The sequence below is a fragment of the Thermobrachium celere DSM 8682 genome (assembly GCF_000430995.1).
Classification (GTDB): Bacteria; Bacillota; Clostridia; order Clostridiales; family Caloramatoraceae; genus Thermobrachium; species Thermobrachium celere.
In genome coordinates this window covers 932,717-954,686 of the sequence record NZ_HF952018.1, presented here as the reverse complement: position 1 = coordinate 954,686, position 21,970 = coordinate 932,717, and the positions used below count along the sequence as shown (strand labels likewise).

Sequence of the window (21,970 nt, the reverse complement as noted above, 5' to 3'; positions counted from 1 at the left end):
AGGTGAATTTATGTTCAATATTAGAACAGACTTAGCAGTTGAAGCACGAGAATTATATAAAAAAGATAATAACAGAGAAGTACCAGGTGTTGAAGTCGATGTAAAAAAACCATATGAAGATGTTACAGTAACAATAGTTAACATAAAAGATGCAGTAGGATCTAAAATTATGGGAAAAGAGATTGGTACATATGTTACAATTGAAGTTCCTGGTATCAAACATTATGATGCTGAAGCTCATGATAAAATTAGTGAAGTATTAGCTAAAGAGTTAGAGACCATGATAGGTATAAAGGATGGGCAAACAGTTTTGGTTGCTGGATTAGGTAACTGGAATGTAACTCCTGATGCTTTAGGTCCAAGAGTAGTATCAAAATTGTTGATAACAAGACATTTAAAACAACTTATGCCAGAGCATATAGATGAAGGAATTAATCCAGTTTGTGCTATTGCTCCTGGTGTTTTGGGATTAACTGGTATAGAAACAGCAGAAATTATACAGGGTGTTATAGAAAAAGTTAAACCAGATTATGTAATTGCAATAGATGCATTAGCCTCAAGAAAAATGGAGAGAGTGGCTTCAACAATACAGATTGGAAATACAGGAATAGGTCCAGGGTCTGGTGTTGGAAATAAGAGAATGGCATTAAATAAAGAAACATTGGGTGTTCCAGTAATTGCAATTGGCGTTCCAACTGTTGTGGATGCTGCAACTATGGCAAATGATACGATTGATTTAATAATAGATGAATTAATTAAACAAAGCAAAAACAATAAGGAATTTTACGACATAATAAAGAAGGTAGATAAAAATGAAAAGTATATGTTGATAAAAGAAATACTCAATCCTTATATAAGTGATTTAATGGTAACTCCTAAAGAAATAGATGGTTTAATTGAAGATATGGCTAAAATAATAGCAAACTCAATTAATCTTGCCCTTCATCCATCATTAGATAAGGAAGATTTAAATAAATACTTACAGTAATAATGTAAAAAATTACTGAATATAATTTTATGAGGTTATTTACAAAGGGGATGAGGGTATGAATAAAAAAAGTGCTACACCAATATTCGTTTTAATTTTTATTTATGCAATCATATTTATTTGGCTAGCGATTTCATTATTCAGGCCTGTATTATTAGTTAAAGATTTCTATTCAAATAATTTTTTTATAAATGTCATAAGTAAATCAAGTAGTACATTAGAATGTATTTATTACAATATAGAAGACGAAGATAGAATATCCTTGTTTCCTTTATTGCTCAAATATACTACAGGAATAGATTTAGAAAATCCAACAAGTTATTTTGAATCTCAAATACCTTTAATTGCATATATGAACTTACCTAGTTTAATAGCTAGCCAAGATAGTCCAATAGTTGTAATACCTAATAATGAAACTACAAGTGATAAGGAAACTAATTCTAATGTGGATAACTTACCTAAAGAAAATGAAAGTATTACAGTTATAAACCCAAATGATAAAGATGTACCAAAAAAGAAACTAGATAAATCAAAACCTCTTGTTTTAATATTTCACACACATACTACTGAAAGTTATAACCCAAGAAATGAAAAGGATAGAAATTTTACTACTGATTATAGCCAGAATGTAGTTAAAGTTGGTGAAGAGATAAAAAAAGAGCTTGAAGAAAAGTATGGCATAGCAGTTATACATGATATAACAATTCATGACTTACCTACAAGAGAAAAGGGTTATGAAAAATCAAGACCAACAGTTGAATCATATATAAAAAAATATCCAAGTTTAAAATTAATAATAGATTTACATAGAGATGCTTCAGATTCTGTAAGTAAAACAACTGCAATAATAAACAATGAGAGATATGCTCGCCCAATGTTTGTTGTAGGAGCAAAGAATAAAAATTATAAATCAAATGCAGAAAAGGTAATTAAAATAAATGACATATTAAATAGTATGTATCCAAACTTTAGTAGAGGAATTTTATATAAAAATGCAAGGTATAATCAAGATCTATCAAGTAAAATGATACTACTTGAGATAGGTTGTAACTTGAATTCACTAGAGGAAGCAATTAGAACAGGTAAAATTATGGCTAAGGTAATAGCTATTTATTTAAAGTAATAGTAAAGTAAAGGAATGTCAACCGACATTCCTCAGATTGTTGATAAACCCCTTGATTCTAAAAATCAAGGGGTTTATTTATGCGGTAGCATATAAATTTTCACAGTAAATTTCTGATTTTAACATAAATATTTTATTAATACCTTTAAAAAATAAAAGGGATAGTACCCTTGCAATCTTTTTCATATTTTGAACTGCTGCTGTAAGTAAGCATTGTTCGCTTACTTTAGCTAATCCGCGGAAGCGACAATAGCGAAGCCCATGTAATTCTTTCGAATCTGCAAAGCTTCGCTCTATTGTTTCCTTTCTTCTTTTGTATATCCTTTTACCTTTATCAGTTTTTAAAAAAGCTATGTTTTTATCTTTATATTCTTCCCACACATGTCGTCTGATAGTTCTAAATTCACTTTTTCCAGTTAGGCACTTATATTTAAATCTACAATTTGAACAAATTTCTTTATCACAAACATATTCTTTATATCCCTGACGGGTAGTAGTCTTATATTTTAAAAAACAATTATTAGGGCAAGCATATACATCCCATTCTTTTACATACTGAAATTTATTTTTTGTATATTTGCCTTTTTCATGAGGACCCAACTTAGTAGCTATTGCATATGTTATATTTCTATCCGCTAATCCTTTGCAAATATAGTTTGTAAAATATCCTGCATCTAATCCCACATACTTTACATTAAAATTAAATGTGTTAATTATTCTATCAATTCTGCTTAAATAAGGATCTACATCGTTTACATTTCCTGGTGTAACGTGAACATCTACAATAATATTATGTTTACTGTCTACTGTTCTATGATCTAAATAAAAGAATCCTTCAGGTTTACCATCCCTAATCATATAACCACTTTCAGGATCAGTTGTACTTTCTTTTATAGTTTTAGTTTCAGATGTTTTTTCAGTTTTTTTTAAAGGCTTTTTACCATGAGCAATTCTATCTTCATCAATTGCTTTATCAAGTTCTAACATATAATCCTTAATAGATTTTTCAACTTCTTTTTCAATAAATTTTCTTTTATTGGCGTTAGCCTTAAGATGTGTTGAATCAGTATAAAGAATTTTACCTTCAACTAAGCCATGGGATATAGCTTGAAGAACAATGTTATCAAAAATTTTTTGTGCTATATCTGTATTCTTAAAACGTCTTCTTCTATTTTGACTTATAGTTGAATGATCAGGAATCTTATCTGTAAGTGAAAAACCTAAAAACCATCTATAGGCAACATTAACTTCAATATCTCTAACGAGCTGACGCTCGGATCTAATACCAAATAAATAGCCTATAAATAACATTTTAAAAAGAACAACAGGATCAACGGCAGGTCGTCCATTATCATGACAATATAAGTCTTTAGTTAATTCACGAATAAAAGAAAAGTCAATATACTTATCAATTTTTCTCAGTATATGATCCTGAGGAACTAAATTTTCGATGTAAACCATTTCTAATTTTTGTTGTTTTGATTTAATTTCATTAATCATTGGGCACCTCCAAATTTATTTCTCTTTATATAATTCTACAAAGATGTTTAAAATCCTTTTTGCTACGCAAAAAAAGCTGTTGACAAAATTTGTTTGTCAACAGCCTGAAGGGATAGTACCCTTGCAATCTTTTTCATATTTTGAACTGCTGCTGTAAGTAAGCATTGTTCGCTTACTTTAGCTAATCCGCGGAAGCGACAATAGCGAAGCCCATGTAATTCTTTCGAATCTGCAAAGCTTCGCTCTATTGTTTCCTTTCTTCTTTTGTATATCCTTTTACCTTTATCAGTTTTTAAAAAAGCTATGTTTTTATCTTTATATTCTTCCCACACATGTCGTCTGATAGTTCTAAATTCACTTTTTCCAGTTAGGCACTTATCTTTAAATCTACAATTTGAACAAATTTCTTTATCACAAACATATTCTTTATATCCCTGACGGGTAGTAGTCTTATATTTTAAAAAACAATTATTAGGACAAGCATATACATCCCATTCTTTTACATACTGAAATTTATTTTTTGTATATTTGCCTTTTTCATGAGGACCTAACTTAGTAGCTATTGCATATGTTATATTTCTATCCGCTAATCCTTTGCAAATATAGTTTGTAAAATATCCTGCATCTAATCCCACATACTTTACATTAAAATTAAATGTGTTAATTATTCTATCAATTCTGCTTAAATAAGGATCTACATCGTTTACATTTCCTGGTGTAACGTGAACATCTACAATAATATTATGTTTACTGTCTACTGTTCTATGATCTAAATAAAAGAATCCTTCAGGTTTACCATCTCTAATCATATAACCACTTTCAGGATCAGTTGTACTTTCTTTTATAGTTTTAGTTTCAGATGTTTTTTCAGTTTTTTTTAAAGGCTTTTTACCATGAGCATTTCTATCTTCATCAATTGCTTTATCAAGTTCTAACATATAATCCTTAGTAGATTTTTCAACTTCTTTTTCAATAAATTTTCTCTTATTGGCGTTAGCCTTAAGATGTGTTGAATCAGTATAAAGAACTTTACCTTCAACTAAGCCATGAGATATCGCTTGAAGGACAATGTTATCAAAAATTTTTTGTGCTATATCTGTATCCTTAAAACGTCTTCTCCTATTTTGACTTATAGTTGAATGATCAGGAATCTTATCTGTAAGTGAGAAACCTAAAAACCATCTATAGGCAACATTAACTTCAATATCCCTAACGAGCTGACGCTCGGATCTAATACCAAATAAGTAGCCTATAAATAACATTTTAAAAAGAACAACAGGATCAACAGCAGGTCGTCCATTATCATGACAATATAAGTCCTTAGTTAATTCACGAATAAAAGAAAAGTCAATATATTTATCAATTTTCCTCAGTATATGATCCTGAGGAACTAAATCTTCANGATCAACAGCAGGTCGTCCATTATCATGACAATATAAGTCCTTAGTTAATTCACGAATAAAAGAAAAGTCAATATATTTATCAATTTTCCTCAGTATATGATCCTGAGGAACTAAATCTTCAATGTAAACCATTTCTAATTTTTGTTGTTTTGATTTAATTTCATTAATCATTGGGCACCTCCAAATTTATTTCTCTATATATAATTCTACATAGATGTTTAAAATCCTTTTTGCTACGCAAAAAAAGCTGTTGACAAAATTTGTTTGTCAACAGCCTGAGGAATGTCAACCGACATTCCTTTACTATTTTAAAAACAATGTTGACATTTTTAATCTTTCTTATGTTATAATCAAATATGACTATTTTTTGTAATATAGTTTAAGGAGGTTAGGTCATGCCAAGTGATAGACAAAAGAAGATTCGTAACTTCTGTATAATTGCTCATATAGATCACGGAAAATCAACTTTAGCAGATAGATTAATTGAAAAGACTGGAACACTAACTCAAAGAGAGATGGAAGAACAAGTACTTGATACAATGGAATTAGAAAAAGAGAGAGGAATTACAATAAAGGCTCAAGCGGTAAGATTAATTCATAATGATGGAGAAAATGAATATATATTAAATCTTATTGACACACCAGGACATGTCGATTTCAATTATGAAGTTTCAAGAAGCCTTGCAGCATGCGAAGGTGCCATATTAGTTGTTGATGCTACACAAGGAATCCAAGCACAAACGTTAGCAAACTGTTATTTAGCATTAGAACATAATCTAGAGATTGTACCTGTAATTAATAAAATAGATTTACCAAGTGCAAGGCCAGATGAAATTAAAAAAGAAATAGAAGATGTCATTGGTTTAGATTGTTCAGATGCTCCACTAATTTCTGCAAAGGTTGGAATAGGTATAGACGAGGTTTTAAAGGCTATAGTAGAAAAAATACCTTGTCCTACAGGTGATGAAGAAGCTCCATTAAGAGCACTAATATTTGATAGCTTCTATGATCCTTATAAGGGAGTTGTATGCTATATAAGAGTAAAGGAAGGTACAATTAAAAAAGGAACAAAAATAAAGCTAATGGCATCTGGCAAAGAGTATGAAGTAACAGAAGTGGGTATATTTAGACCTAGTCTTATGGAAGTAGAACAACTTCAAGCTGGTGATGTTGGTTATGTAACAGCAAGTATAAAAAATGTACGTGATGCAAGAGTTGGAGATACTATAACTGAAGCTTTAAGACCTGCAAGTGAACCATTACCAGGTTATAGACCAGCAATACCAATGGTATATAGTGGTATATATCCAGCAGATAGTTCAGATTACAATGATTTAAAGGATGCATTAGAAAAGCTACAATTAAATGATGCAGCACTAACATTTGAACCTGAAACGTCAGTTGCATTGGGATTTGGATTTAGATGTGGATTTTTAGGTCTACTTCATATGGAAATAATTCAAGAAAGATTAGAAAGAGAATATAATCTAAACATAGTGACTACTGCACCAAGCGTTATATACAAAATCATTAAGACAAATGGTGAAGTTATTGAATTAACTAATCCAACAAATATGCCACCTGTGACAGAAATAAGTTATATGGAGGAACCAATCGTAAATGCTAGTATAATTTGTCCTTCAGAGTATGTAGGTGCAGTTATGGAGTTGTGTCAAGAAAAAAGAGGTATATTTAAAAATATGGAATATTTAGAGGCAACAAGAGTAATGCTACATTATGAAATACCACTTAATGAAATAATTTATGATTTCTTTGATGCATTAAAATCAAGAACAAAGGGATATGCATCATTAGATTATGAATTAGCAGGATATAAAAAATCAGAACTTGTTAAACTTGATATATTGTTAAATGGGGATCCTGTTGATGCATTATCTCAAATTGTTCCAAAGGAAAAAGCATACCAAAAGGGAAGAGCTATAGCAGAAAAGTTAAAAGAAATAATTCCAAGACAACTATTTGAAATACCAATACAAGCTGCTATAGGATCAAAGGTTATAGCAAGAGAAACCGTTAAAGCACTAAGAAAAGATGTTTTAGCTAAATGTTATGGTGGAGATATTACACGTAAAAAGAAATTATTAGAAAAGCAAAAAGAAGGAAAGAAAAGAATGAAACAAATAGGAACAGTAGAAGTTCCTCAAGAGGCATTTATGGCTGTATTGAAGGTGGAATAATGAAGGGATTGTATGTTCATATACCATTTTGTAAAAGTAAATGCTTTTATTGTGACTTTAATTCTATAGTAAATGATATGTTACAGGATGAGTATATTGATGTTTTATTAAAAGAAATAGATAGTTTAAGTGAAGAAAATTTTGACACTATATTTATTGGTGGGGGTACTCCCACCATTTTATCTATTAAAAATTTACAGAAATTACTAAATAAACTATCAAGATTTAATCCAATAGAATATACAATAGAAGCCAATCCTGGTACTTTAAATAAGGAAAAATTAATTTTATTAAAAAATTATGGAATTAATAGACTTTCTTTGGGATTACAAAGCGCTAATGATAAGATGTTAAAAAAACTAGGAAGAATTCATAAATATGAAGACTTTTTAAAGAATTATTTTGATGCTAGAGATGTAGGTTTTACAAATATCAATGTTGATATTATGTTTAATTTGCCTAATCAAACTAAAGAGGAATTTATGTTTAATCTTTATGAACTAATTAAAATTAATCCCGAACATATATCATGTTACAGTTTAATAATTGAAGAAGGAACCAAGTTTTATGAAATGCATGTTAAAAACGAATTGATGCTTTTAGATGAAGAAGAGGAACGATTAATTTATCATGAAATTAATAATGTTTTGAAACAAAATGGATATATACAGTATGAAATATCAAACTATGCAAAAAAGGGTTATGAATGTAAACACAATATTATATATTGGACAGATGAAGAATATATTGGTGTTGGAGCAGGTGCTCATTCATATTATGAGGGAAAAAGATTTAATAATATAAGTAACGTTTATGAATACATTAATAAAATAAAGTTGTATAACAGTGCTGTTGAAGAATGCATAAATTTGACAGAAGCTGAACATATGTCAGAATTCATTTTTCTAGGTTTGAGGATGAATAGAGGAATAAACATAAATCAATTTAAAAGTAAGTTTAATAAAGATATAATGGAAATTTATAGTAAAGAAATAAATGAATTAATAAATAATGGATTAATAGAAAAAGTGGGAGAAAATATAAGATTAACTGAGAAAGGCAGAGATTTATCCAATTTAGTATTTGTTTCTTTTATAAAATGAATTTTTATTACAAATATGTATGTATTGACAAAATATTTCAATAGTGTTATTTTAAAATCGTAATCGTTAGCACTCAAAATAAATGAGTGCTAACAAACTAAATAGAAGGGGGTGGAATGATGGAATTAGGTGATAGAAAGAAAAAGATATTAAAAGCTATCGTTACAGACTATATTGAAACAGCTGAACCTGTTGGTTCTAGAACGATAGCAAAAAAATATCTAACAGATATAAGTCCAGCAACTATAAGAAACGAAATGGCTGATTTAGAAGATTTAGGTCTATTAGAGCAGCCACATACTTCAGCTGGAAGAATACCCTCTGATAGAGGATATAGATATTACGTTGATCAAATTATGGAAGTAAAATATCCATCCCCACAAGAGATAGAAAAGATTAAATATATGCTTCAAATACAGACAATAAATGAACTAGATAAAATAATAAAGAGGACTACTAAATTATTATCGGATATCACCAAATATACATCTGCAGTATTAACTCCTTCTGTAAGAAAGAGTTCAATAAGGTCATTGCAATTAATAAGAGTTAGTGATTACGATATTGTAGCTGTTGTTGTTACAGATACTGGTATTATAAAAAATGTGGTTATTAAATCTCCTAATGCAGTAGATGATGCAAAGATATTGAAGTTAAATAACATATTAAATGATAAACTTTCTGGTTTGACTATAAATGATATAGGCTTAACTGTTATTTCAGATATACAAAGTCATATGAGGGAGTATAGTGAAATATTTTCTGCAATTATTTCTGTAGTTTATGAAAGTTTAAAAGAAGATGATTCTGAAATATATTTAGAAGGAACAACAAATATATTTGATTATCCAGAATATGATGATAAAGACAAAGCAAGACGCTTTTTATCATTTATAGAGGATAAAAAACTTCTTACTAATGTATTTTCTGAAGATGAAAATGATTTCTGTGTTTCAATTGGATGTGAAAATGGAAACGAGAAGATAAAAGATTGCAGCATTGTAAAGGCAACTTATAACATAGCTGACAAAACTGTTGGTACAATTGGTATAATTGGTCCAAAAAGAATGGATTATGCAAGAGTTGTTGGTATATTAAAGTCAATTTCTAATATTTTAAATGAAGTTTTTGAAAAAACTCTATAATGAGGTGGTATTGTGACAGAAGATATAAAAGTTAATGAACAATTTAATGAGCAAGATAAAAAAGAACAAGAAGAACAAAAAGAACAGATTGAAGAACAAGTTAATTCTAGCGATCAAACATCATATGAAAGTGAAGCTAAAGAAGATGTAATGCAAGATGAAATTGAAGTAATTAAATCTCAATTAGAAGAAAAAAATAAAGAGTGTAACGAATACTTGGAATTACTAAAAAGAACAAAAGCAGAATTTGATAACTTTAGAAAAAGAACTCAGCGTGAGAAGGAAATTATCTATGATGATGGTTTTGCAGATGCAATAAAAAATTTATTACCTGTGCTTGATAACTTAGAAAGGGCAGTTGATTCTACAGATGAAAGAACTGCCTTCTATGAAGGTGTTGAAATGACTTTAAAATTATTTAAAGACACCCTATCAAAATTAGGCATAGAAGAAATACCTGCAATTAATGAAAAGTTCGATCCAAACTATCATAATGCAGTTATGCATATAGAAGATGAAAATTATGGTGAAAACGTTATAGTTGAGGTGTTTCAAAAGGGATATAAATATAAAGATAAAATATTAAGATACAGTATGGTTAAGGTTGCAAATTAATTGTAAGGAGGAGATAAGAATGGGAAAGGTTATAGGTATTGACCTAGGTACTACTAACTCATGTGTTGCCGTTATGGAAGGTGGAGAACCAGTTGTAATTCCAAATTCAGAGGGTTCTAGAACTACTCCATCAGTTGTTGCATTTAAGCCAAATGGAGAAAGAATTGTTGGTCAAGTAGCAAAAAGACAGGCTATAACAAATCCTGACAGAACAATAATATCAATAAAGAGACACATGGGAACTGATCATAAAGTAAAAATTGATGATAAAGAATATACACCACAGGAAATATCAGCAATGATATTAATGAAGTTGAAGGCAGATGCAGAAGCATATCTTGGTGAACCAGTTACACAAGCTGTAATTACAGTACCTGCATATTTTAATGACAGTCAAAGACAAGCAACTAAAGATGCTGGTAGAATTGCAGGCCTTGAGGTATTAAGAATTATAAATGAGCCTACTGCAGCTTCATTAGCTTATGGACTTGATAAAATGGATAAGAACCAAAAAATACTTGTGTACGATTTAGGTGGAGGTACATTTGACGTTTCAATTCTAGAAATTGGTGATGGTGTATTTGAGGTTAAGGCAACAAACGGTAATACACATTTAGGTGGAGATGATTTTGACCAAAGAATTATCGATTATCTTGTGGAAACATTCAAGGCTGAAAACGGAATTGATTTAAGAAATGATAAAATGGCAATGCAAAGACTTAAGGAAGCAGCAGAAAAGGCAAAAATAGAATTATCAACTTTACTTTCAACAGAAATTAATTTACCTTTTATAACTGCAGATGCAACTGGACCAAAACATTTAAATTTAACACTAACTAGAGCTAAGTTTGAAGAGTTAACACATGATTTAGTTGAAGCTACAATTGAACCTATGAGAAATGCATTAAAGGATGCAGGACTTACTATAGATCAAATAGATAAAGTTGTTTTAGTAGGTGGTTCGACTAGAATACCAGCTGTTCAAGAGGCTGTTAGAAAGTTTACAGGTAAAGAGCCAACAAAGGGAATTAACCCAGATGAGTGCGTTGCAATTGGTGCAGCTATTCAAGCAGGAGTATTAACTGGTGAAGTTAAGGATGTATTGTTACTAGATGTAACACCTCTATCACTAGGTATTGAAACTTTAGGTGGAGTATTTACAACTTTAATTCCAAGAAATACAACTATTCCAACAAGAAAGAGCCAAATTTTCTCAACCGCTGCAGATGGTCAAACATCAGTTGAAATACACGTTCTACAAGGCGAAAGACCAATGGCTAAAGATAATAAGACACTAGGTAGATTTACATTATCAGGTATACCACCAGCTCCAAGAGGAGTACCACAAATTGAAGTAACATTTGACATTGATGCAAATGGTATTGTTCATGTTTCAGCAAAGGATTTAGGTACTGGTAAAGAAGCAAATATTACTATAACTGCTTCAACAAACTTAACAGAAGAAGAAATTCAAAGAGCTGTAAAGGAAGCAGAAAAATATGCTGAAGAGGACAGAAAGAGAAAAGAAGAAATTGAGATAAGAAATAATGCTGACTCTGTTGTATATCAAACAGAAAAGACATTAAAAGAATTAGAAGGAAAAATTACAGAACAAGAAAAGAATACTATACAAGAACATATTAAGAAAGTTAAGGATGCATTAAATGGTACAGACGTAAATGCTATAAAATCAGCAACAGATGAATTAACACAAAAGTTCTATCAAATTTCATCTAGAATATATCAGCAATATGCTCAACAAAACAATGAAACAGCTGGAACAACAAACGAAAATGAAGTACATGCTGACTATGATGTAAAAGACGGTAAGTAATTACAACAAGGAGGGAATAATTCCCTCCTTGTATAATGAAGGGTGGTGAATTAGTTGGCAAAGGATTACTATAAAATATTAGGTGTAGACAGAAATGCAACAGAAGAAGAAATAAAAAGTGCATTTAGAAAACTGGCATTAAAATATCACCCAGATAGAAATCCAGGAAATAAAGAGGCAGAAGAAAAATTTAAAGAAATAAACGAAGCATATCAGGTTCTATCAGATCCACAGAAAAAAGCTCAATATGACCAATTTGGAACAACAGATTTTAATGCACAAGGTGGATTTAGTGGATTTGATTTTTCTAATTTTGGCGGCTTTGGTGGTTTTGGCGGATTTTCGGATATATTTGATGATCTTGGTGATATATTTGGTGGTATGTTCGGACAAAGGAGAGAAAGAACAGGTCCAAAAAGAGGTGCTGATCTAGAATATAATCTTGACCTAACTTTTGAAGAGGCAGTATTTGGAGTTAGAAAGGATATAGAAATATATAGAAATGAAGATTGCGATGTATGTAATGGAACAGGTGCTAAGCCTGGAACAACACCAAGAACTTGTGATCGCTGCCATGGAACAGGACAAGTAAAAATACAAAGAAATACTCCATTTGGTAGTTTTGTTAGCGTGACAACATGTGATAAATGTCATGGTGAAGGAAGAGTGATAGATTCTCCATGTACTAATTGTAATGGAAAGGGTAGAATTAAAAAGAAAAAAATAATATCAATTAACATTCCAGCTGGTGTGGATACAGGTAATACAATTCCTATTAGAGGACAGGGTGAACCAGGAATTAGAGGTGGTGCCCCTGGTGATTTATATGTTAACATAAGGGTTAAACCACACCCAAAATTTGAAAGAAGGGGAACAGATTTATTCTGTGATGTACCAATTTCTTTTATAAAAGCAATTTTAGGCGGAGAAATAAAAATTCCAACTCTTGAAGGTGAAATTTCTCATATAATACAGGAAGGAACACAACCTGGTGAAATTATTAAGTTAAAAGGAAAAGGTGTACCAAGAATTAGAGGTACAGGTAGAGGAGATTTATATGCTAAAATAAAAGTTGAGATACCAAAAAGTTTAAATTCAAAGCAGAGAGAATTACTGAAAAAGCTTGCTGAAGAATTCGGTGAAGAAGTAGACAAAAAGAAAACATTTGCAGATAAAGTAAAAGATATGTTCAGTTAAGGCATGTTTTAATACATGCCTTTTTACATATACTAAAAATTAGTTAAGTAAAAATATTGTTATTACGTGTTATTATGTTATAATAGTACGGAAAACATAAAAAGGAGGATAAAAATGAACAGAGAATGGATAGAAGTAAAAGTTATAACAAAAAGTGAAGCTATTGAACCAATTACAGGCATATTTTATTCTCTTGATGTTAAAGGAGTTGCAATTGAAGATCCTAACGACATAACAGAAAGACCTTCAGGACCATTTACTTGGGACTATGCTGATTATAATATTTTTGAATATGGTAATGAAGCAGCAATTGTTAAGGCTTATTTTAGTAATGAAGATAATTTAGAAGAGATAATAAGATTTATAGATACTAAACTAGCTGAATTAAGGGATATGGGAATTGATATTGGTATGGGAAAAATATTATCAAATAAAGTATTAGAACAAGATTGGGCAAATGCATGGAAGAAATACTATAAAACTACTAAAATAGGAAACAACATAATTATTAAACCAAGATGGGAAGAATATACCCCAAAACAAAATGAAATTGTAGTAGAACTTGATCCTGGTATGGCTTTTGGAACTGGAACACATGAGACTACAATGATGTGTATTGAGTTTTTAGAAAAGTACATAAAAGAAGAAGATAGAGTGTTTGATATTGGTACTGGTTCAGGTATTTTAGCAATAGTTGCAGCAAAATTAGGAGCTAGTGAAGTTATAGGAGTAGATTTAGATGAAGTTGCAGTTGATGCAGCAAAAATAAATGTTCAATATAATAAAACTAAAAATGTAAAAATTATTCATGGAAATTTAGTAGATGTTGTTGAAGGTAGAGCTGATGTGGTTGTAGCTAATATAATAGCTGATGTAGTTATTTACTTATCATCTTTCATAGGTAATTATATAAATGATAATGGGCTATTTATATCATCAGGAATAATTAAAGATAAGAAACAAGAAGTTGAGGAAGCTTTAAAACAAAATGGATTTAAAATTAAAGATGTAAATGAAAAAGGCGAATGGGTTGCAATTGTAGCACAGAAGTAAAGGAGGTTATTATGCATAAGTTTTTTGTCAAAAGAAATAATATCATAAATGATAAGATAATAATAGAAGGTGATGACGTACAACATATATCAAAAGTACTAAGACTTAGAAAAGACGATATAATACAAGTATGTGATGGCCATTTAAATGAATATATATGTTCCATACAAGAAATAAATAAGAATAATGTTGTATGTTTAGTAAAAGAAAAATTCAAAAATGAAAATGAGTCTGATGTCAGCATAACATTATTTCAGGGGTTACCAAAGGCACAAAAGATGGAATTAATAATACAAAAGGGAGTAGAAATTGGAATAAAAGAGTTTATTCCAGTTATAACAGAAAGAGTAGTTGTAAAAACGGAAGGAAAAGATTTAAAAAATAAATTAGAGAGATGGAATAGAATTGCGTATGAAGCTTCCAAACAATCAAATAGAGGTATAGTTCCTGAAGTAAAGGACATAATTGATTTCAAAGAAGCTTTAGAACTGTTAAAAGAATTCGATGCTGTTTTTGTACCTTATGAAAAAGAAAGGTCAATGGGATTTAAAAAAGCACTCAAGGATAAGAAAGATATAAAAAATGTAGCAGTTGTTATCGGACCAGAAGGTGGATTTAGTGAAGAGGAAGTTAAAATTTTTGAAGAAAATGGTTTTGTATTAGTTACATTGGGGCCTAGAATATTAAGAACGGAAACTGCAGGATTAGTTGCATCAACTATTATATTATATGAGCTATCAGATATAGGAGGATAAAGATGAAAAAAGTTGCATTCTATACATTAGGATGTAGAGTTAATCAATACGAAACAGAAGCTATGGCAGAGCTGTTTGAAAAAGATGGATATCAAATAGTTGATTTTGAGGAATATGCTGATATTTATGTGATTAATACTTGTACTGTTACAAGTATTGGAGATAAAAAATCAAGACAAATGTTAAGAAGGGCTAAAAAGATAAATAAAAATGCTATTGTTGTTGCTGTTGGTTGTTATGCTCAAGTTGCACCTGATGAGGTAGCCTCAATTGATGATGTTGATATCATAATAGGAACAGATAATAAAAGCAAAATACTAGAATACATAGATGAATATAAACAAACAAAAAACAAATTAAACAAAGTTAAAAATATAATGTCAGTAAGAGATTTTGAGGAAATGGAGATTGACCACTATCAAGATAAAACTAGAGCTTTTCTTAAAATACAAGATGGATGTGATAGATTTTGTTCTTACTGTTTAATACCCTATGCAAGAGGACCTGTAAGAAGTAAAAAATTTGAAACTATAATAGAAGAAGTTAAGAAATTAGTTAATAATGGTTATAAGGAAATAATATTATCAGGAATACATGTTGCATCCTATGGTAAAGATTTAGGAAATGTAACATTAGTTGACGTTATTGAAGAATTAAATAAAATAGAAGGGCTTGAAAGAATTAGAATAGGATCTGTTGAGCCATCATTCTTTACACTTGAAAATATAATTAGATTATCTAATTGCGCTAAACTATGTGAACATTTTCATTTATCTCTACAAAGTGGCTGTGATGAAACATTGAAAAGAATGAATAGGCATTATACAACAGATGAATACTATGAAGCTGTTCAAAACTTAAGAATTTATTTCAAGGATGTTTCTATAACTACGGATATTATTGTGGGTTTTCCAGGAGAGACTGAAGATGAATTCAATAGAACATATGAGTTTTTAAAAAAAGTTAAACTTACAAAATTACATGTTTTCAAATATAGCCCAAGAAAAGGAACAAAGGCAGCCAGTTTAAAAGAAACTGTAAGTAATCATGAAAAGGAAGTAAGAAGTAAAAAATTAATTGAATTAAGTGATAGGTATGAAAAAGAATTTTATGAAAGATTTATAGATAGAACAATGGACATATTAGTTGAAGAAAAAAAGGATAATCTATACATAGGTTATACAAGAAATTATTTAAAAGTTGGTGTTGAAAGTATTAATAATATTGAAGGAGAAATAGTTAATGTAAAAATTAAGCAATATAAGGATGACATGTTAATAGGTTCCATGGTATAATATGTATGAATAGGAGGTGATTTTATGGAATGTATATTTTGTAAAATAGTAAACGGAGAGATACCTGCGTCTAAAGTATATGAAAATGAAAGTGTTCTAGCATTTAAAGACATTAATCCTGTTGCACCAGTACATATATTAATTATTCCTAAAAAACACTATACAAGTGTATTAGATATAGATACAAAATCTAATATATTAAATGAAATATTTGAAGCAGCAAGAGTTATAGCAAAAGAATTAAACATAGATGAAAGTGGATTTAGACTTGTTACAAATACTGGTGAATCAGCAGGGCAAACCGTAAAACATATTCACTTTCACTTGATAGGTGGAAGAGATATGCAATGGCCACCAGGTTGATGGAAATGAATCAAAATTTAACAAATTTAATATATTTCATTGACAATATTTACACTTATAATATATAATATAATGTGTCCTTGATTGTATTTGTAGTTCATGGCTACATCACAATAGTATTTGCAATATGTTAAGCGGAGGGAGGGATAAAGGTGTCAGAAATCAGAGTTGGTGAAAACGAAACACTTGATAGCGCACTTAGAAGATTTAAGAAGAAGTGTGCAATGGCTGGTGTTCTTTCAGAAATTAGAAAGAGAGAACATTATGAAAAGCCAAGCGTAAAACGTAAGAAAAAGTCACAAGCTGCAAGAAAGAGAAAGTTTAAGTAATGAAAGAAGGGTGAATATGTCACTCAAAGAAAGAATTCAAGAAGATTGGAAGGCTGCCATGAAAAATAAAGATAAATTTAGAGCTAATGTATTAAACATGGCAAAGGCAGCAATTCTTCAAGCTGAAAAAACTGATGGAACTACATTAGATGATGAACAAATAATATCAGTTCTAAATAGAGAGGTTAAGCAAAGAAGAGACTCCATTGAGGAGTTTGAAAAAGGGAACAGGCAGGATCTTGTAGAACAAGTTCAAAAAGAGATTGAGATTTTGCTTGAGTACCTTCCTCAGCAATTAACAGAAGAAGAAATATCTGAAATAGTTAAGGAGGCCATGAACGAAGTACAGGCAAATTCAATCAAGGATATGGGCAAAGTCATGGCTATAGTAATGCCAAAAGTAAAAGGCAGAGCTGATGGTAAGTTAGTAAATCAAATAGTAAAGCAGTATCTGCAGTAATATAAAGAGGTTAACGCAAGTTAACCTCTTAAATTTTTATAAGTTACTTAATAATATGCTAATTTTTAGCATATTAATAGAATAAGTAATTTTGAATTGGGTGGTTTATGAAAAGAAAATTGAAGCATAAAATAAGTGAATCATTAGAGATGCCAAAAGAAGTAGTTCTAGACATACCTTGTATTAGGATTATTGGTACAGAAGAAGTTGAAATTGAAAATCACAAAGGAATTGTTGAGTACAACTCGAATATAGTAAGAGTAAGTAGCAATATTGGAACAATACAAATTAAAGGAGAGAATTTTATTATAAAAGAGATAAGTCAAGATTCTATAGTTCTAAGTGGTAAAGTTGAAAATGTTAAGTTAAGTAATGAATGATGGAGGGGGTTATGGGAAGGGGGAATAGTTTCATTGAAGGTTTAATAAAAGTTGAAATTAAAACCTTTAATCTAGAAAAATTTTTAAATTTAACATATAAAAATGGAATTAAAATTTGGGATATTAAAAAAAGTGACTTTATAACAACAGAGTTTAACATACTTGCTAGGGATTATAGAAAAATTAAGAAGATAGCAAAGATAACAAATTCAAAAATAAAGATAAAACAAAAACGTGGCTTGGCATTCCAAATATATAAATTAAACAATAGAAAAATATTTATCTTTGGTATAATATTGTTTATTATAACTTTATATTATCTTTCAAACATAATATGGCAAATTGATATAAAGGGAAATAAAACAATATCAAGAGAAAGAATATTAAATAGTCTATATAAAAATGGCATTAAAATTGGGACTAAAAAAAATAAAACAAATTTAAGAGAAGTTGAAAATAACATATTAAAAGAAATTAAAGAGTTGTCGCTAATAAATCTATCTATTGATGGTATAAAACTAAACGTTGATGTTGTAGAAAGAACAATGCCTCCAAGTATTTTTAATTCAGATGAGCCTGTTGATATAGTAGCAAAAAAAGATGGTATTATTACTAAATTATATTGTTATAAAGGAACTCCACTTGTTAAAGTTGGTGATTATGTTCAAAAAGGACAGGTTTTAATATCTGGAGATATAATTTATACCAATAAGGAAACTAATAAGCAGGAGGTTATTAAAACTGTCCATTCTTTAGGAAAAGTATATGCAAAGGTATGGTATGAGGTCTTTCAAGAACAAGAATTAAAATTACAAAAAAGGACAAGAACTGGCAAATTTATTAAGAATGAGTACATTATCTTAAACGGAAATAAAATTTACATAAAGAAGTTTGAAAATAATTTTTTAAATTATGATAAAATAGAAAATAAGACAAAAGTAAGCATTTTAGGTTATAATATTCCTGTAGATAAGATAGAAGAAACCATATATGAAGTTGATGTAGAAAATGTAGATTATACAATAGATCAAGCAATAAAAATTGCTACACAAAAAGCTCAAGAGGAAATAAATAAACAAATCCCTAAAAATGTTAATTTAATAGATAAGAAATATGATAAAATAATAGAAAAAAACAAAGTAAAAGTAAGACTACTTTATATTACAGAAGAAGAAATATCATATGATCAGCATAGATAATGAGGAGGTTTAAAATGCAGAAAGAAGTAAAAATAGAAATTGAGAATCTTGAACAATTAGCTAATCTTTATGGTAAATTTGATGAGAATATTAAAATTATAGAACAATGCTTTAATGTATTTATAGTAAATAGAGATAATGAAATAAAGATAACAGGTGTAGGGCAAGTAGATTTAGCCTCAAAAACAATACTAAAACTACTTGAGATAGCTAAAAGAAATGAGATAATAACAAAACAAACTGTTAACTATATAATTAGCCTTGTCTTAGAAGATTGTGAAGAAAAGGTTGAAAATATCTTAGATGATGTTATAATAACAACATCAAAAGGAAAACCTGTAAAATGTAAAACTTTAGGACAAAAAAATTATATAGATTCTATAAGAAAAAATGAAATTGTTTTTGGGATAGGACCTGCTGGAACAGGAAAAACATATCTTGCAATAGCAATGGCAGTTAAATTTTTAAGAGATAAAAAAGTTAGTAGAATTGTTCTAACAAGACCAGCAGTTGAAGCAGGTGAAAGGCTAGGTTTTCTTCCAGGAGATTTACAAGAAAAAATAAATCCATATTTAAGACCATTATATGATGCATTATTTGATATATTAGGTGTTGAAAGTTTTAATAGATATATGGAAAGTGGTATTATAGAGGTTGCTCCTCTAGCTTACATGAGAGGTAGAACTTTAGATGATTGTTTTATAATTCTAGATGAGGCACAAAATACTACACCTGAACAAATGAAGATGTTTTTAACACGATTTGGGTATGGATCAAGAATTGTTGTAACAGGTGATTTAACTCAAATTGATTTAGGGCAAGGTAAAGTTTCAGGTTTAAAGCAGGTTACAAAGATATTAAAAGGAATTCCAGGAATTGATTTTGTTTATTTTAATGATAAAGATGTAGTAAGACATAAATTAGTATCTGAAATTATAAAAGCCTACAATAAATTTGAAGAGGAAAAAGAAGATAGGTGATAAAATGAAAAACAAAAGATATATGTTTAAAGATATTTTCAATGAAAAAATTATAAAACTGATTATATTTGTAATTACATTTATAATTTTGTTTCTTATCTCTTCATTTAGTGTAGTACCTAAAAAATATTCTTTAAAAGTTGGAGATATCGCACCAATAGATATCAAAGCACCGAGAGATTTTGAAGATGAAGTTGCTACACAAGAAAAAATAAATAAGGCACTGGAAGGTCTATCTCCTAAATATAATAAAGATTTAAATATTGCAAAGCAATCAATTGAAGATATAGAAAGCTTAATTAATGACATAAAAACTGAAAAGAAGCAGAACATAGATGACACATTAAAAATTGAAAGATTAAAGAGCAAAACTACTCTTAATATAACTGACGAAGATATTAAATATCTTTTGAAATTAAAGGAAGAAGAATTAGATATATTAAATGAGTTTTTTAAAAACAATTTAATAAAAGTTTTATCACAAGACATTCGCGAAAATAACCTTGATGATATAAAAAAGGCTCAGCAAGATTTAGATTTCTATATTAAATCATCAAATCTTCCTAAGAATCTAAGAGATATAGCAAATACAATTGGTATTATATCAATAAAGCCTAATATGTTTTTTGATTATCAACAAACTGAAGATTTAAAACAACAAATAAAAAAACAAATTGATCCAGTAATCATTAAAAAAAATCAAAACATAATTCTAAAAGGTGAAGTTGTAAATGAACACCATATTTATTTGTTATCAAAGGCTGGTATATTATCTCAAAATAAAAAACATGATTTAATACTATATACAGGAATTGCTATACTTGTGTTATTGGAGTTGTTTCTTTTAAACCTAATAGTAAAAAATAATACTATGTATGATAATTTTACATTTTTCTTCATAAGTAACATTTTGATAGTTCTAACAGCTATATTATCTTTTGCATTTAAAATTATTTCTGTATATTTAATACCAATAAGTTTTTTACCAATATTGTCAACATTAATATTTGGTCATAAAATTTCTTTTATATTGTCTCTTATAAATTTACTAGTTATTACAATTGTCTCAGGTTTTAATTTAGATGTTTGTGTTATGTATGTTTTTGGTAGTATACTTGGAACATATTTTACCTCAAAAGTTCATGAAAGAAATAATATATTGTTAACGGGATTCTATGTAGGTGCAATAAATTTTATAATTATATCATCTATAAATATATTAAATAATTCAGTTTTTTCACAAACTTTTTATAGCAGCATATTTGTTTTTATTAATAGTATTGTTTCTTCTATATTTTCTATTGGAATCTTACCAGTATTTGAACAATTTTTCGATATCTTAACTCCTATAAAGTTACTTGAATTATCTAACCCAAATCAAGTATTATTAAAAAAGCTATTATTTGAAGCACCTGGTACATATCATCATAGTATTTTAGTTGGAAATTTAGCAGAAGCAGCAGCGGATGAAATTGGAGCCAATGCATTATTAGCAAGAGTTGGATCCTACTACCACGATATTGGTAAAATCAAAAGGCCATACTTTTTTAAAGAAAATCAAATAACAAATGACAATCCACATGATAAAGTAACTCCACGCTTAAGTGTTTCAATTATAACATCACATGTAAGGGACGGTATTGAATTAGCACAAAAATATAAGCTTCCAAAGATATTACAAGAAATTATTATGCAGCATCATGGTACAACCTTAGTTAAGTATTTTTATGTTCAAGCTTTAAATGATGGGGAAATAATAAAAGAAGAGAACTTTAGGTATGAAGGACCAAAACCTAATACAAAGGAGTCGGCAATAATAATGTTAGCAGATAGTGTAGAGGCAGCAGTAAGGTCAATTAGTAATCCTACAGTTGATGAAATAAAAAGCATGGTAGAAAAGGTAGTAAATGAAAAACTCTATGACAACCAATTAAATGATTCTCCATTAACTTTAAAAGATATTGAGAAGATAAAAGAAGTGTTTGTAAAAGTACTAATTGGTATTTTTCATAACAGAATAGAGTATCCAGATATTACAAAGGAGGAATAA

The 21,970-nt window shown here is 29.3% G+C and carries 20 protein-coding genes; 18 read left to right on the top strand and 2 right to left on the bottom strand.

Going from position 1 to position 21,970, the window contains the following annotated elements; all coding sequences use genetic code 11:
* The first annotated feature begins 10 nt into the window (after positions 1–10).
* Positions 11–988, top strand: a complete 978-nt coding sequence (gene gpr, locus TCEL_RS05155) for a GPR endopeptidase (protein ID WP_018661835.1) — start codon at positions 11–13, stop codon at positions 986–988.
* A gap of 58 nt (positions 989–1,046) precedes the next feature.
* Positions 1,047–2,111, top strand: coding sequence for a stage II sporulation protein P (gene spoIIP, locus TCEL_RS05150; RefSeq protein ID WP_018661833.1), 1,065 nt, complete (start codon positions 1,047–1,049; stop codon positions 2,109–2,111).
* Between the two features lie 78 nt (positions 2,112–2,189).
* On the opposite strand, the gene TCEL_RS05145 is transcribed toward spoIIP, so the two are convergent.
* Complete coding sequence (locus tag TCEL_RS05145) at positions 2,190–3,611, bottom strand: IS1182 family transposase (RefSeq protein WP_018661831.1); 1,422 nt, start codon at positions 3,609–3,611, stop codon at positions 2,190–2,192.
* A gap of 62 nt (positions 3,612–3,673) precedes the next feature.
* The gene (locus tag TCEL_RS05140) at positions 3,674–5,146 is read right to left on the bottom strand and encodes an IS1182 family transposase (protein WP_479725388.1); all 1,473 of its coding nucleotides are present in this window, start codon (positions 5,144–5,146) and stop codon (positions 3,674–3,676) included.
* Between the two features lie 263 nt (positions 5,147–5,409).
* Between TCEL_RS05140 and lepA the strand changes: the two genes are divergently transcribed.
* The 16 genes from lepA (at position 5,410) to TCEL_RS05060 (ending at position 21,970) form a co-directional block, all read left to right on the top strand.
* Positions 5,410–7,212, top strand: a complete 1,803-nt coding sequence (lepA, locus tag TCEL_RS05135) for a translation elongation factor 4 (protein WP_018661827.1) — start codon at positions 5,410–5,412, stop codon at positions 7,210–7,212.
* Positions 7,212–8,315 (top strand): radical SAM family heme chaperone HemW, encoded by a 1,104-nt coding sequence (gene hemW, locus TCEL_RS05130; RefSeq protein ID WP_018661825.1) that lies wholly within the window; start codon positions 7,212–7,214, stop codon positions 8,313–8,315. Before lepA ends, hemW begins: the two co-directional genes overlap by 1 nt.
* Positions 8,316–8,434: 119 nt before the next feature.
* Positions 8,435–9,460, top strand: coding sequence for a heat-inducible transcriptional repressor HrcA (hrcA, locus tag TCEL_RS05125; RefSeq protein WP_040683746.1), 1,026 nt, complete (start codon positions 8,435–8,437; stop codon positions 9,458–9,460).
* Between the two features lie 12 nt (positions 9,461–9,472).
* Complete coding sequence (gene grpE / locus TCEL_RS05120; protein ID WP_018661821.1) at positions 9,473–10,075, top strand: nucleotide exchange factor GrpE; 603 nt, start codon at positions 9,473–9,475, stop codon at positions 10,073–10,075.
* A 19-nt stretch (positions 10,076–10,094) separates the two neighbouring features.
* Positions 10,095–11,909, top strand: coding sequence for a molecular chaperone DnaK (gene dnaK / locus TCEL_RS05115; RefSeq protein ID WP_018661820.1), 1,815 nt, complete (start codon positions 10,095–10,097; stop codon positions 11,907–11,909).
* Between the two features lie 54 nt (positions 11,910–11,963).
* Positions 11,964–13,106 (top strand): molecular chaperone DnaJ, encoded by a 1,143-nt coding sequence (gene dnaJ, locus TCEL_RS05110; RefSeq protein WP_018661818.1) that lies wholly within the window; start codon positions 11,964–11,966, stop codon positions 13,104–13,106.
* Between the two features lie 114 nt (positions 13,107–13,220).
* Positions 13,221–14,159 (top strand): 50S ribosomal protein L11 methyltransferase, encoded by a 939-nt coding sequence (gene prmA / locus TCEL_RS05105; RefSeq protein WP_018661816.1) that lies wholly within the window; start codon positions 13,221–13,223, stop codon positions 14,157–14,159.
* Positions 14,160–14,170: 11 nt separating this feature from the next.
* Positions 14,171–14,914: a 16S rRNA (uracil(1498)-N(3))-methyltransferase gene (locus TCEL_RS05100; RefSeq protein WP_018661813.1), complete on the top strand. Its 744-nt coding sequence runs from the start codon at positions 14,171–14,173 to the stop codon at positions 14,912–14,914.
* 2 nt (positions 14,915–14,916) lie between these two features.
* Complete coding sequence (mtaB, locus tag TCEL_RS05095; RefSeq protein ID WP_018661811.1) at positions 14,917–16,209, top strand: tRNA (N(6)-L-threonylcarbamoyladenosine(37)-C(2))-methylthiotransferase MtaB; 1,293 nt, start codon at positions 14,917–14,919, stop codon at positions 16,207–16,209.
* A gap of 24 nt (positions 16,210–16,233) precedes the next feature.
* Positions 16,234–16,572 carry a histidine triad nucleotide-binding protein gene (locus tag TCEL_RS05090; protein WP_018661809.1) on the top strand — a complete coding sequence of 113 codons (339 nt, stop codon included), beginning with the start codon at positions 16,234–16,236 and terminating at the stop codon, positions 16,570–16,572.
* A gap of 152 nt (positions 16,573–16,724) precedes the next feature.
* Complete coding sequence (gene rpsU, locus TCEL_RS05085; RefSeq protein WP_018661807.1) at positions 16,725–16,901, top strand: 30S ribosomal protein S21; 177 nt, start codon at positions 16,725–16,727, stop codon at positions 16,899–16,901.
* Positions 16,902–16,917: 16 nt separating this feature from the next.
* On the top strand, positions 16,918–17,361 hold the full coding sequence (locus TCEL_RS05080) for a GatB/YqeY domain-containing protein (protein ID WP_018661806.1): 444 nt from the start codon (positions 16,918–16,920) through the stop codon (positions 17,359–17,361).
* 107 nt (positions 17,362–17,468) lie between these two features.
* Entirely contained in the window at positions 17,469–17,741 is a 273-nt protein-coding gene (yqfC, locus tag TCEL_RS05075; RefSeq protein WP_018661804.1) for a sporulation protein YqfC, read from the top strand.
* Between the two features lie 11 nt (positions 17,742–17,752).
* Positions 17,753–18,940 carry a sporulation protein YqfD gene (gene yqfD, locus TCEL_RS05070; RefSeq protein ID WP_018661802.1) on the top strand — a complete coding sequence of 396 codons (1,188 nt, stop codon included), beginning with the start codon at positions 17,753–17,755 and terminating at the stop codon, positions 18,938–18,940.
* Positions 18,941–18,954: 14 nt separating this feature from the next.
* Positions 18,955–19,920, top strand: coding sequence for a PhoH family protein (locus tag TCEL_RS05065; RefSeq protein WP_018661800.1), 966 nt, complete (start codon positions 18,955–18,957; stop codon positions 19,918–19,920).
* Positions 19,895–21,970: an HD family phosphohydrolase gene (locus TCEL_RS05060; RefSeq protein ID WP_198010645.1), complete on the top strand. Its 2,076-nt coding sequence runs from the start codon at positions 19,895–19,897 to the stop codon at positions 21,968–21,970. Before TCEL_RS05065 ends, TCEL_RS05060 begins: the two co-directional genes overlap by 26 nt.